11 protein-coding genes are annotated in these 13,226 nt (G+C 64.2%); 7 read left to right on the plus strand and 4 right to left on the minus strand.

Features of this window, described 5'->3' with window-relative positions; translation table 11 throughout:
* The first annotated feature begins 46 nt into the window (after positions 1–46).
* Entirely contained in the window at positions 47–1,162 is a 1,116-nt protein-coding gene (locus JQ587_RS33535; protein ID WP_433995314.1) for a lactonase family protein, read from the plus strand.
* 74 nt (positions 1,163–1,236) lie between these two features.
* The gene (locus JQ587_RS33540; RefSeq protein ID WP_212303666.1) at positions 1,237–1,407 is read left to right on the plus strand and encodes a hypothetical protein; all 171 of its coding nucleotides are present in this window, start codon (positions 1,237–1,239) and stop codon (positions 1,405–1,407) included.
* Here the strand turns inward: JQ587_RS33540 and JQ587_RS33545 are convergent.
* The gene (locus JQ587_RS33545) at positions 1,404–1,712 is read right to left on the minus strand and encodes a hypothetical protein (RefSeq protein WP_212428192.1); all 309 of its coding nucleotides are present in this window, start codon (positions 1,710–1,712) and stop codon (positions 1,404–1,406) included. The two genes, JQ587_RS33540 and JQ587_RS33545, sit on opposite strands and share 4 nt — an antisense overlap.
* 287 nt (positions 1,713–1,999) lie before the next feature.
* Between JQ587_RS33545 and JQ587_RS33550 the strand changes: the two genes are divergently transcribed.
* A complete protein-coding gene (locus tag JQ587_RS33550; protein ID WP_212303668.1) occupies positions 2,000–2,878 on the plus strand; it encodes an efflux RND transporter periplasmic adaptor subunit in 879 nt (292 codons plus the stop codon).
* Between the two features lie 160 nt (positions 2,879–3,038).
* On the opposite strand, the gene JQ587_RS33555 is transcribed toward JQ587_RS33550, so the two are convergent.
* The gene (locus JQ587_RS33555) at positions 3,039–3,890 is read right to left on the minus strand and encodes a caspase family protein (protein WP_212428193.1); all 852 of its coding nucleotides are present in this window, start codon (positions 3,888–3,890) and stop codon (positions 3,039–3,041) included.
* A gap of 411 nt (positions 3,891–4,301) precedes the next feature.
* Here JQ587_RS33555 and JQ587_RS33560 point away from each other — a divergent pair, with 411 nt between their 5' ends.
* From JQ587_RS33560 to JQ587_RS33570, 3 genes are all read left to right on the plus strand, one after another.
* Entirely contained in the window at positions 4,302–6,032 is a 1,731-nt protein-coding gene (locus tag JQ587_RS33560) for a hypothetical protein (protein ID WP_212428194.1), read from the plus strand.
* 163 nt (positions 6,033–6,195) lie between these two features.
* Positions 6,196–6,921: a thermonuclease family protein gene (locus JQ587_RS33565; protein WP_212303671.1), complete on the plus strand. Its 726-nt coding sequence runs from the start codon at positions 6,196–6,198 to the stop codon at positions 6,919–6,921.
* Positions 6,922–7,026: 105 nt separating this feature from the next.
* On the plus strand, positions 7,027–8,214 hold the full coding sequence (locus JQ587_RS33570; RefSeq protein ID WP_212303672.1) for a pyridoxal-phosphate-dependent aminotransferase family protein: 1,188 nt from the start codon (positions 7,027–7,029) through the stop codon (positions 8,212–8,214).
* A 206-nt stretch (positions 8,215–8,420) separates the two neighbouring features.
* Here JQ587_RS33570 and JQ587_RS33575 read toward each other — a convergent pair whose 3' ends face one another.
* Together JQ587_RS33575 and JQ587_RS33580 are read right to left on the minus strand one after the other, a co-directional pair.
* Positions 8,421–9,521 (minus strand): hypothetical protein, encoded by a 1,101-nt coding sequence (locus tag JQ587_RS33575; protein ID WP_212428195.1) that lies wholly within the window; start codon positions 9,519–9,521, stop codon positions 8,421–8,423.
* Positions 9,521–10,957, minus strand: coding sequence for an MBOAT family O-acyltransferase (locus JQ587_RS33580; protein ID WP_212428196.1), 1,437 nt, complete (start codon positions 10,955–10,957; stop codon positions 9,521–9,523). Before JQ587_RS33580 ends, JQ587_RS33575 begins: the two co-directional genes overlap by 1 nt.
* 154 nt (positions 10,958–11,111) lie before the next feature.
* Between JQ587_RS33580 and JQ587_RS33585 the strand changes: the two genes are divergently transcribed.
* The gene (locus JQ587_RS33585) at positions 11,112–13,211 is read left to right on the plus strand and encodes a S9 family peptidase (RefSeq protein ID WP_212428197.1); all 2,100 of its coding nucleotides are present in this window, start codon (positions 11,112–11,114) and stop codon (positions 13,209–13,211) included.
* Positions 13,212–13,226 lie beyond the last annotated feature (15 nt).

Below are 13,226 nucleotides of genomic sequence, written 5' to 3' on the forward strand. Positions count from 1 at the left end.
ATCCTCTGCCGCAAAACGACAACGCCACACCGGCAGGAGGATGCCCTTGACCAGACCGACACGCCCCGCACGTCATACTGCGATCGCCACCACGCTTTTCACCGCTCTTGCCCTCGTTTCCGGAGTCCGTGCCGGCATGGCCGATACCTTCGCCTATGTCGGCAATGCCGACTCCAACACCATCAGCGTGTTCAAGATCGCCGGGAACGGCGAGATGACGCCGGTGCAGACGGCCGCCTTCACAGGCATCGAAAAGCCCGGCGCCTCGACCCCGCTCGCGATCACGCCGGATCACCGCGTGCTGATCGCCGGCGTCCGCTCACAGCCGTTCGTTGCAGTCAGCTTTGCGATCGATCCCAAGACCGGCCAGCTCAGCCATATCGGCAACGGGCCGCTCGCCGACAGCATGGCCAACATCGCGACCGACCGCGGCGGCAAGGTGCTGTTCAGCGCCTCCTATGGCGGCAACAAGGTCGCGCTGAATCCGCTTGCCGCGAACGGCGTCGTCGCCGAGCCAAAGCAGGTGATCCCGACCGGGCTGAACGCCCATGCCTTCCTGCCCTCGCCTGACAACCGCTTCGTGTTCGCGACCAATCTCGGTTCGGACCAGGTGCTGCGCTTTGCGTTCGATGCGAACGCCGGCACGCTGACGCAGAACGATCCGCCGGCGGTCAAGACGCCGGAGAAATCCGGGCCGCGGCACTTCGTATTCCACCCCAACGGCAAGTTCGTCTATCTCATCCACGAGCTGAACGGCGACGTCGCGGCCTACAGCTATGAAGCCAAGAACGGGGCCTGGAGCGAGATCCAGCGCACCACTGCGCTGCCGGAAGGCTTCAGCGGCAAACCCTGGGCCGCCGACATCCACATCACCCCGGACGGCCGCTTCCTCTACGCCTCCGAGCGCACCACCAACACCCTCACCGCCTATAAGGTCGATCTATCAAGCGGCAAGCTGACCACGATCGGCAGCGTGCCGACCGAGAAACAGCCGCGCGGCTTCAACATCGACCCCACCGGCCACTATCTCGCCGCCGTGGGCGAGCTCTCCGACGGCATGACGGTCTATGCCATCGACCAGAGCAGCGGCGCGCTCAGCAAGCTGAAATCCTACGCCACCGGCAAGAAGCCGAACTGGGTGGAGTTTTTGACCCTGCCGTAAGGGGGGATGGGGCCGGCGGACCTACGTAAACATCCGTAATTTCGCAAGGTCCGTGTTGGCGTCATATGACGGTAATGGACCGTCATATCGTCTTCAAGTGCCCCCAGACCGGCATGAATGTGCAGCATCGGCTTGGCGACGAGCCGGCCGACCGTACGCACGTGCCGGTCTCCTGCCCGGCCTGTACGCGCCTGCATTTGATCGATCGTTCTACCGGCAAGCTGCTCGGCGATCGCCGGGCCTAAAGGGGGTTGCTACGGCCTCGAAGCGACCTGCGCAGAGACGTCCTCGACAGCAGCATATAGGGATGCGGTGAGCTGTCGAACTCGGGCTGGAATTGCTGCCGGATCGTCGCCGCGTCGGTTTGCTGGCGCCGGCGTTGCTCGAAGGGCGTCGCATCGGCACCTGACGCAGCCGAGTTCAGCAGTGCCAATTGCCGCTTCGCCGACGCCAGCAGGGCGCGGACGGTATGCTGAACCGTTGCCTCGGTCGCTTCATTGAGCAACCGCTCAAAATGAACGATATTCTGCTCGCAAACGAACCTTTGCATCCCACCTCGACCATGAGCTGTACAGCCGCGATGCCGCGCGTTCCAGACTGTAGCTCCATACAGCCGGTTCCAGCAGATGAGAAGACCGTGATCGCCGCACCCACGGTCCCCTCGACATCTGCCGGCCGCCCGGCCGGCAGCGAACCTGATTTCCGTTCCTGCGACTAATCAAGGACTTGCCGCGCCCGCCCACGGCGGCGCGGCGTCCTGCCTTGGGACAACGCTGCCGTAGTCCGCACCGCTGCCATCTGCTATCGATTGGAGGCATAGCCCCCGTGGAATTTCCGATGCGTCATGTCGTTCGAAGCCTGTTTCCCGCAGCCATCGCCGGAGTGCTCGTTTTCGGCCAAAGTCCGGCCGGAGCCGCCGATGACGACGCGCCCAAGGGGCCGGCGGTCACGGTGCTGAAGGCGGCAAAGTCCTGCTTCTCCGACATCGTCGAGGCCACCGGTACGATCATCGCGCGCGAGGAGACCTCGGTGCGGCCCGAACGTCCGGGGCTGAAAGTGACGGAGGTGCTGGCCGAAGCCGGCGAGACCACGACGGCCGGCCAGGTGCTGGCGCGGCTGGCGCTGCCCGAAGGCGGTACGCTGCAGGTCACCGCGCCAGTGGCCGGCGTCATCGCCACCTCGACCGCGCAGATCGGCGCGCCCGCCTCGGCCAAGGGCGAGGCGCTGTTCACGATCGTGGCGCGCAGCGAATATGATCTCGTCGGTCTGGTCGCGACCAACGATGTCAGGAAGCTCGCGGTCAATCAGCCGACCACCGTGCGCATTGCCGGCGCCGGCGATATCGACGGCAAGGTGCGCCGCATCGGTCCGACCGTCGAGCCGAACATCCAGCAGGGCATGGTCTATATCGGCATCTCGTCGCAGAAGCGACTGCTGCTCAACGCAAGCGGGCGCGCACTGATCAAGACCGGGCAGAGCTGCAACGTCGCGGTGCCGCTGACCTCGGTGCAATATTCATCCGCCGGCACCGTGGTGCAGGTGATCCGCCGCAATCGCGTCGAGACCAAGCGCGTCGAGACCGGATTGATGTCGGGCGGCAATATCGAGGTCCGCGACGGCCTCAACGAAGGCGATATCGTCGTCGCCCGCGCCGGCGCGCTGCTCCGCGAAGGCGATCCCGTGCGACCGGTGATGGCGAGCGAGGCGGCGAAGTAGGTGACGATCTCGTAGAGTGGGCAAAGCGACTTGTCCGCCGTAGCTCGAAGAGCGAAGGCGGAAGCGTGCCCACGTCTTTCTCGCGAATGTCGGAAAGATTGGTGGGCACGACGTGTTGCGCCTTTGCCCAACCTACAAAAGCTCGCGAGCTCTTAGAAAATTAGCCGCCGGCCTGGTCGAAGTGCACGTCCTCGAGCAGCGAGGAGGAGACGGTCGGGACCTGATCGCCTTCGGAAGCGCGGGAGATGGCGACGCGGGTCTTGTTGAAGACGCTTTCGGCGCTGCTACCCTGCGCATTGAGATTGTTGAGCAGCTCGCTGACCAGCGTAGAGTGCTCGCCCTTGCCGTCGTCGACGACCTTGCCGGGCGAGGCGGAGGAGAGGATCAGCGCGTTGTCGGGCGTGCCGATCGGCGCGAGACCGTGCGAATAGGAGCGGAAGCGGCGCTCATACGGATTGCGGCGGGACGCATCGACCACGACGAGCTTGGCCTTGGCGCCCTGCTGCTTCATCATATCGAGCACGCCCTCGATCGAAACGCCCTGGCGGCGGACGTCGCTCTCCTTCCAGATCACGGCATCGACCGGCAGCATGTAGCTCTCGCGGCCGGCCTGCACGCCGTAGCCGCCGAAGAACAGCATGACGACGGTATCGCGCTTGATCCGGGACTTGAGGCGGTTGACGGCGCGGACCATGTCGTCCTTGCTCGCGTCTTCCACCATGTCGACGTCAAAACCGTTCTTGCGCAGCGTCGAGGACAGCGCGCGCGCATCATTGATCGACTGCGCCAGCGGCGCGCTAGCGTCGGGATAGTGACCATTGCCGATGACAAGCGCCAGACGCGAGGTCTGGCCGACCGAGCCCGTGATCTGGTCGGTCGAAACGGCCTTGGCGGCGTCGAGCGCACGCATGTTGAGGGCAGCGTGGGCGCCGATCGCCAGCGACACCGTACCGACGAGGGCCGCCGCGAGCGCAATCGAGCGTCTGGAAATGTCGAGCTGCCTTAAATTCATCTCGGTTCATTCCTGTCAGTGCCAAAGACCTGCCAAGCGCGCGCACACTGTTTGAGTAGCGCGATGGCGTCTTTAGGTTTGAGGGATTGGCCGGGGGAGTGCCCCCGAATTGCGCGCAATTTGCGGCGCCGCACCAAACAAACCCTTAACCGGATATCGCCGGCCCGGCAATAGACCGCCCAAAATTTGATCTAAGCTGCTGGATATGCTCGTTAATTTAACCCTCCAGAATTCTCCATTTTTGGCCCCTCCGTAGCCTTCCGGAGGTCGATCATGCAGCTCCCGTGCCGAGTTTTTCCGTGACGTCAGTCACATTTGTATTTCCTGCGAATCCGGGTAGCTTTTTCAAAGACTTGCAGGGGCGGGTCATGGACCAAGCCCCCGGATAAGTCCCCCGCGACCAGGTATTTCATGAGCTTTCATTATTTCGCAGGTGCCGCGTGCCGGGCGCTGACGGCCCGGAAAGACGGCCCCTCCCTGTATGACGTCTGCGATCCCGTATTGTCGGGACAGGCCGGCGGCGATCCGCACCTCGCCAAGTTCTACAAGACGGCGCTCGGCAATCCCGCGTTGCGGGTGCTACTGCGGCGCGCCGGCGTGCCCGAGCTGCGTGACGAGGCCAGGCTCAGCCGGCTGCGCGAGGCTTTGGTCCGCGCCCGCGACGATGCCGAGCCTAACTGGGCAGCGGTCGGTCAGCCCGTGGCCGAACTCGTCGACAGCATCGCGCTCGATCATCCCAAGCCGCCGCCCGCCATGTTCGTCGGCGCCATGCCAGCGCCGGCGCAGATCGACGGCGTGATCCGCGACTGTGCGCAGCATCTGCTCGGCTCGTACCGCAAGAACGGTTTCCTGCCGACCTATGCCGCCTTCAACCTGATCGGCGATCCCGACCTCCGCGGGCGCGAGCTGATCATGGCGCTCACCGGGCTGAATGCGCGCGGCTACAAGAATTCGTCGCTGCTGTTCAACCTCGCCCGCGTCTTCATCGCGCGCTCGGAGGCCCGCGCCGTGGTCAATCCGCCCTGGAGCGGCATCGCCGAGCCGATGTGGGAGCCGGTGCAGATCCGTCACCGCTCAGCCTATTACGATGCGTTCTTCATCGAGGCATTGCTCAGCTATGTCGAGACCGGGCTCGCCTCACCGGCCGACAAGACGGCAGCGGAGCGCGCGATCGCCGACATGGTCGATTTCTGCGTCAACATCAGCCGCGAAGAGGTGGTGGCGACCGGCGGCCAGCGGTTCAACGTCATCACCGCGCTGGCGCCCGCGCCGCATCCGCGCTTCTCCCGCTATTTCGCCCAGATCAAGCAGGACCTCGGCTTCGGCGTCTATGTGCCGGACTGCGACACCACGGCGTGCTCGATCTCGGCGGCGACGCAGGCCGGCTGCACCGATCCTATCCTCGAGCAGCCGCTGCTGGATTTCTACGCCGGCTACCAGGTGCAAGCCGGCGTCAACGAGCCGCGCGTGACGGTGCCGCTCAACGACAATATCGACTACGAGGGCGGCGTTGCGACCTGGATCGACAACCTCCGGGGCGAGCGGCCCTATGGCAACGACCTCGATCCGACGCTCAATCTCGACGTTCTCGAGGTGAGCTTTCGCAATCTGGCGCGCTGGAAAGTTCTGGAGACGCCGGCGCGGCTCGCAACCGTGCATCGCATCATCGGCTTCCAGAAGCGGCTGGCGGCGAGCGGCGCCTTCGCCAATCCGCGCTCGCACATCTACTATCTGCCGGAGCTCTACAGCGCCTATTTCGGCCGCTGCTATGCCGCCTTCCTGGCGCTGCCGCTCGCCGCGCAGGCCGCGATCGATCCCGACGGCGATTTCGACTTCATCCGTCACCGCGTGCTGTCCTACGTCCAGGGCGAGCTGATGGCCGCCGAGATGAACGCGTTCGACGCGGCACTGGCGCTGATCGCGCTCGGCCATCTCGGCGCCGACCCGCGGGCCTTTGCGCCCGCTCTCAACGTGATCGTCAAGGCCATCGGCGAAGGCGGCCGCCGCGGCCCGTTCCGCGCCTATGAATGGAACAAGATGAAGACGCCAACGCGGATCCTGGTCGGCGGACCGGAGGTCACGACGGCGTTCGTGCTGATGGGGCTGGCGGTGGCAAGGCGGCGAATTGTGAATGGCGAATAGCGAATGGGGTTGGTCGACCCCCATTCGCCATGCCCTACTCGCCATTCGCCCGCAGCAATGACGGGAAGTTGAAAGCCTCTGTGTTCGGCATATGCTGGCCGAGTGGCCCAAAGCCGACCACAATTGCGGGCACTATCGAGATTGTTTTCACACGCGGACCGGCATGTTGCGAAAAATCCTGATTGCGCTGTCTCTGCTCGCTGTCCCCTCGCTCGCGGCGGCAGCTGACATCACCGGCACCGCGAAGGTCCGCGATGGCGACTCCGTCCTGATCGGCAACACGCGGATCCGGCTCGGCGGCATCGACGCGCCCTCGGTCGACCAGCTCTGCCTCAACACCAAGAGCGAGCGCTGGACCTGCGGCGTCGCCGCGCGCGACGAGCTCGCCAAATACAGCGAGGGCAAAAACTGGGTCTGCCATGCCCGCTCGATCGACCGGCGCGGCCGCACCGTGGCGCGCTGCGAGGTCGGCGGCGAGGACGTCCAGAAATGGCTGGTGCGCAACGGCTGGGCGCTGGCCTTTGTCCGCATCTCGAAGGACTACGAGGCGGACGAAGCTGCCGCGCGTGAGGCCAAAGCCGGGATGTGGCAGGGCGCCTTCATCGCCCCCTGGGACTGGCGCGTGCGCAACAAGAAGACGACGATCCTGGGTGCCACCAAGCCGCCGGAAGGGGCCCATTCGGTGCTGCTCGCCTCGGCCTCGGGGCCGGTCGCGCCCTCGCCGGACTGCACCATCAAGGGCAACGTCAACTCGTCGGGCGAGTGCATCTACCACCAGCCAACCAGCCGCTGGTACACCCAGATCAAGATGAAGATCAGCAAGGGCACCCGCTGGTTCTGCTCGGTCGAGGAGGCGGAGGCCGCCGGCTGCAGGGAAACCAAGAGATAAGAGCCCCAGACCTGCGTTTTGCGCGCTTTTCTCAGGCGCCCACGCCGCGTAGAAGTGTAGATCAGCGACCCACCAGACAGTCTTCACGACACAAGGAAGATAGCAATGACCGTTCGCGCGGGCCGGGAATTTCTGGCCATCCCCGGGCCCACCACGATGCCCGACGCGGTGCTGCAGGCGATGCATCGTCCGGCGATCGACATCTACTCCAAGGAGATGCTCGACCTGACCGAAAGCCTGCTCCGCGACATCTCGACTCTGTTCGCGACCAAGGGCAAGTCATACATCTACATCGCGAACGGCCACGGCGCCTGGGAAGCCGCCTTGAGCAACGTTTTGTCGCGCGGCGACAAGGTGCTGGTGCTCGAGAGCGGCCGGTTCGCGATCGGCTGGGGCAATGCGGCAGCGCTGATGGGCGCCGAGGTCGAGGTGCTCAAGGGCGACTGGCGCCGCGCCGTGCGGCCGCATGAGGTCGAGGAGCGGTTGCGCCGCGACACCGAGCACAAGATCAAGGCCGTCGTCGTCGTCCAGATCGACACGGCTTCGGGCGTGCAGAACGACATCGAGGCGATCGGCAAGGCGATCAAGGCGGCCGGCCATCCCGCATTGTACATGGTCGACACCGTGGCTTCGCTCGGCTGCATGCCGTTCGAGATGGACAAATGGGGCATCGACGTCGCAATGTCCGGCTCGCAGAAGGGCCTGATGACGCCCCCCGGCCTCGGCTTCGTCTCCGCCAACGCGCGCGCGCTGGAAGTGCACAAGAAGGCCAACATGGCGACGCCCTATTGGAGCTGGAGCGAGCGCGAGGGTACCGAGAACTATCGCAAATATGCCGGCACGGCGCCGGTGCATCTCTTGTTCGCCTTGCGCAAGGCGATCGACATGCTGAACGAGGAAGGGCTGGAGAACGCCTTCCGCCGTCACAGCCTGCTCGGCGAAGCCACGCGCCGCGCCGTCGGCGCATGGACGGAAGGCCAGGTGCTCGGCTTCAACGTCGCCGAAGCCAGCGAGCGCTCCAACACCGTGACCACGGTGACCATGAGCAACGGTCACGATCCCGCGGTGCTGCAACGCTATTGCAAGGATAAATGCGGCGTCGTGCTCGGCACCGGCATCGGCGACCTCTCGGGGCAGGCTTTCCGCATCGCCCATATGGGCCATGTCAATGCGCCGATGCTGCTCGGTACCTTGGGCGTGATCGAGGTAGGCCTCAACGCGCTGAAGATCCCGCATGGCAAGGGTGGGTTAGAGGCAGCGGTGTCGTATCTCGGCGAGCAGGTGGCGGTGTAAGGCACCGCTGTCGTCCCTGTGAACGCCTCCTCTTTCTTCCTTCTCCGCTTGTGGGAGAAGGTGGCGCGGAGCGCCGGATGAGGGGGATCTCTCCGCGCACAGAGCCGCCTACTGCGTTCGCGGATAGATACCCCTCACCCGTCTCGCCGCTATCGCGGCGATCCACCCTCTCCCCGGTCTGAACACCCACAAGGGGAGAGGGAAGATCAGCGCTCGACACGATACGCTTCGACCTGCGTCCTCAGCTCATCCAACGGTGCAGTCGGCTTGTTCGGATCGACGCGGTATTCTCCAGTCGCCAGCCATCGCAGCACCATCGCGTCCACCACCGGCGAATGGTGAATGACGTCGCCGTAATTGCCGAGATCGTGCGTCACCGCCTTGATCGCACGGAAATCGTGAAGCCGCACATTGGGAAGCTTCGTCAGGCGCTGCGCGATCACCGCTGTGAGATCCGCGACGATCTTCAGCGTCTCCGGCGAAGCATCGCGCATGGCGACGAATTGCAGGATCGAATAGGGCGGGAAATAGATGTCGAAGGTCACGTCCGGATGGCGCGTGATCAGGCCGACGGCGTCCTGCTCGAAGTGCCGGACCATGGCGTCGTAGCCATAACCTTCGCCGAGGAAGCGGCTGCGCGAAGGCGCGGTGATATAAACGAAGGAGGCGAGCGTCTTCTTCGCATTGTAATCGCGCGGCAGGTCGAAATCCCGCGGCAGGGCGTAGATGTCGTCAGCATTCGCCAGCGCGAACTTGACCGGAAGATACGGCGCCGCCCGGCTCAGCGGCTCCCGTAGCGGCGGAACAGTGCGCAGCAGTGCGAACAGAGATTCCTTCGCCATCTCCGCGCTGAACAGATAGGACGCGATGCCCTTGGCCGTCCTGCGGTAGAGATCGACGGAGAGATACGGATCGGCCTCGATGTCCGCAGCATCGACGAAAATAAAGTCGTCCATCTCCCAGATCACGCGCCGGGCGCCGCGGTCGATCGCCTGCTCCAGCACAAAGCCCTGCTGACGCGAGTTCGATCCGGTCATGGCGAGCTTGAGCGAGTGCACGCCGAGCACGCGATCGATGTCGCTCTGGCGGAAGTGAATGGCGAGCGAAGTGCCGATGAAGGCCGTATCGAACGACTGGCTGCGGATCAACCCGGCGTTCTGCACGCGCGTGTCGTCGGAATAGAAGGCCTCGCGCGAAGGGCGAAATAGTTGCAGGGGATCGACGAGATAGGTGAGCACTGCTGCACCCAGCATGCAGGCGACACTCGCGAGCAGAAGACGCACCAGATGTGTGAGCGTGCCGCGCATCAGAACCGGAAATAGATGAATTCGCTGTGGCTCTGGATGCCCAGGATGCCGAAGGCGAGCACGAGCGAGGCGCCATAGAGGAACAAGGGCCGCATGCGCCCTGCCCGCAAGGCTTCGCCGACCGTGCGATTGCCGTGATCATATCCCATCAGCGATTGCGTGTTCGGCGCCAGCCACACCAACGCGGCATAAACGGCGACCAACACCAGCGCCGCGATCTCCTCGCGGCCAAACACGATGTTCGAGGGATCCGCCATGGCGCGGAGCACCCGCAGCGCCCACGCAACGCTCTCCGCCCGGAAGAACACCCAGGCGACGACGACACCAAGGAACGTCAGCGCGGCGCCGACAATGCGGGCCGGGCGCGCAAGGATCGTAGGCACGTTCGACACGAGCGCGTTGAAGGCGTGATTGACGCAGAGATAGGCGCCGTGCAGCGCGCCCCACACCACAAAGGTCCAGGCCGCGCCATGCCAAAGGCCGCCGAGCAGCATCGTGATCATCAGGTTCACGTAGCGCAGCACGCGACCCCGGCGGTTTCCCCCGAGCGGGATGTAGAGATAATCGCGCAGGAATTGCGACAAAGTCATGTGCCAGCGGCGCCAGAAATCGACGATGCTGGTGGCCTTGTAGGGCGAGCTGAAATTGACCGGCAGGAAGATGCCGAACATCAGCGAGATCCCGATCGCCATGTCGGAATAGCCGGAGAAGTCGAAATAGAGCTGGAAGGTGTAGGCCAGCGCGCCGAACCAGGCCTGGTCGAAGCTCGGCGAGCGCGCCTCGAAGGCGAGCGCGACCAGCGGCTGGATGCCGTCGGCAAGGCAGGTTTTCTTGAACAGGCCGATCGCGAAAATGATGATTCCGCACAGGATCAGATGCGCGTCGGGATGCTTGGTTTCCTCCCGCGCGAATTGCGGGATCATGTCCTTGTGGTGGAGGATCGGTCCCGCGATCAAATGCGGGAAATAGGTCACGAACAGCGCGTAATGCGGCAGCGCATAGGCCGCGACCTGGCCGCGATAGGCATCCACCAGGAACGCAATCTGGGTGAAGGTGTAGAAGGAGATGCCGACCGGCAGCAGGATGTGGAGCGCAAGATGCGTGCCGGCCAGCGCATTGACGTTCTCGGTGACGAAGCCGGAGTATTTGAAGATGCCGAGCACGAGGAGATCGCCTGTGACACCAATCGCGAGTGCGATCTTCCGTCGTGACGGGCCGAGCTTCGCCACGATGAGGAGATGACCGACACCGTAATTGAACGCGATCGAGAGCAGCAGCAGGGCCACGAACTGCCAGTTGCCGATCGCGTAGAAGACGATCGAGGCCAGCGCCAGCCAGATCACCGGCGTCAGGTTGCTGCGCCGCCCCAGGGCAAAATAGCCGGCCAGCACCACGGGGAGGAACAGCAGGATGAACGGATAGGAATTGAACAGCATCAGGCTGGACCAGGGGACGGGATTATCGCTTCTCAAAGCATAGAAGGGGCGGATCAACAACCCGTCGACTTGGCGCAGTCCTTGGCGCTGCGGCGCTGGCAATTCGCGGAATCGGGACGATATAAGGTAGAACGCGCAATTGAATGAGGATCGAGTGACCCAAGCCAAGACACCTTCCCAGCCACCCGTCGCCCCGCGCCGGCCGCATTCCTTGACCCGGCACGGCATCACCGTGACCGACGACTATGCCTGGCTGAAGGACGCGAAATGGCAGGAGGTGCTGCGCGATCCCCAGGTGCTCGATCCCGATATCCGCAAATATCTGGACGAGGAGAACGGCTACACCGAGAGCCTGCTCGGCCACACCGCAAGCCTGCAGAAGACGCTGGTGCGCGAGATGCGCGGACGAATCAAGGAAGACGATTCCAGCGTACCGTCGCCGGACGGCCCGTTCGCGTATTTCCGCAAATTCCGCGAGGGCGGCCAGCATGAATTGTTCGGCCGCATGCCGCGCGACGGCGGCGACAGCCAGATCGTGCTCGACGGCGACGCGCTCGCCAAGGACCACAAATATTTCAAGTTCGGCGGCAGCCGCCACTCGGACGATCACAAGCTGCAGGCCTGGAGCGCCGACACCAAGGGCTCGGAGTATTTTACGATCCGCGTCCGCGACTGGGCGAGCGGCCAGGATCTCGACGACGTCGTCGAGGAGACCGACGGCGGCGTGGTCTGGAGCAAGGATGCGAAGTCCTTCTTCTATGTGAAGCTCGACGACAACCACCGGCCCATGCAAGTGTGGCGGCATCAGCTCGGCACCAGGCAGGCCGACGACACGCTCGTCTACGAGGAGCAGGATTCCGGCTGGTTCACCCATCTGCATGAGAGCACCAGCGGGCGCTTCTGCGTAATCGCCGGCGGCGATCACGAGACGAGCGAGCAGCGGCTGATCGATCTGGCCAACCCCGACGCGCCACCGCGCCTGGTCGCGGCGCGCGAGGAAGGCGTGCAATATTCGCTCGCCGATCGCGGCGACGAGCTCTTCATCCTCACCAATGCCGATGATGCCATCGACTTCAAGATCGTCACCGCGCCGCTTTCTTCACCCGAGCGCGAGAACTGGCGCGACCTGATCCCGTATCGTCCCGGCATCTACATCATCGACCTCGATCTCTATGCCGGCCATCTGGTGCGGCTGGAGCGCGCCAATGCGCTGCCGGCGATCGTGATTCGCGAGCTCGCCGGTGGAGATGAGCACGCGATTGCCTTCGACGAAGCCGCCTATTCGCTCGATACGATGGGCTCCTACGAATTCGAGACGACGAATTTGCGCTTTGCCTATTCGTCGATGACGACGCCGTCGGAAGTCTACGACTACGACATGACGAAGCGGACACGCACGCTTCGCAAGCGCCAGGAGATTCCGTCCGGCCACAACGCCACCGACTACGTCACCACCCGCATCATGGCGAAGGCGCAGGACGACGCCGAGGTGCCGGTCTCGATCCTTTATCGCCGCGGGCTCAAGCTCGACGGCGCGGCGCCGCTGCTGCTCTATGGCTACGGCTCCTACGGCATGGCGATGCCGGCCTCGTTCAACGCCAACCGGCTGTCCCTGGTCGATCGCGGCTTCGTCTACGCCATCGCCCATATCCGTGGCGGTGCCGACAAGGGTTGGGGCTGGTATCTCGACGGCAAGCGCGAAAAGAAGACCAATTCGTTCGACGATTTTTCCGCCAGCGCGCGCGCGCTGATCGATGCGAAGTACACGAGCGCCAAGCGCATCGTCGGCCATGGCGGCTCGGCGGGCGGCATGCTGATGGGCGCGGTTGCGAACCGCGGCGGCGAATTGTTCGCCGGTATCGTTGCCGAAGTGCCGTTCGTCGACGTGCTCAACACCATGCTCGACGACACGCTGCCGCTGACGCCGCCGGAATGGCCCGAATGGGGCAACCCGATCGAGAGCGAGAAGGATTTTCGCACCATCCTGTCCTACTCGCCCTACGACAATGTCGCGGCGAAGGAATATCCGGCGATCCTGGCGATGGGCGGCTTGACCGATCCGCGCGTCACCTATTGGGAGCCCGCCAAATGGATCGCCCGCCTGCGCGCGACCATGACCGGCGGCGGCCCGGTCCTGCTTCGCACCAACATGGGCGCCGGCCATGGCGGCGCCTCGGGACGGTTTGACCGGCTCGATGAAGTCGCGATCGTGTACGCGTTTGCACTGTGGGCGACGGGGATGGCGCAGGCCTAGCCCGCACGGACGAGT

The sequence above is a fragment of the Bradyrhizobium manausense genome (genome assembly GCF_018130615.1).
GTDB classification, from domain to species: domain Bacteria; phylum Pseudomonadota; class Alphaproteobacteria; order Rhizobiales; family Xanthobacteraceae; genus Bradyrhizobium; species Bradyrhizobium manausense_A.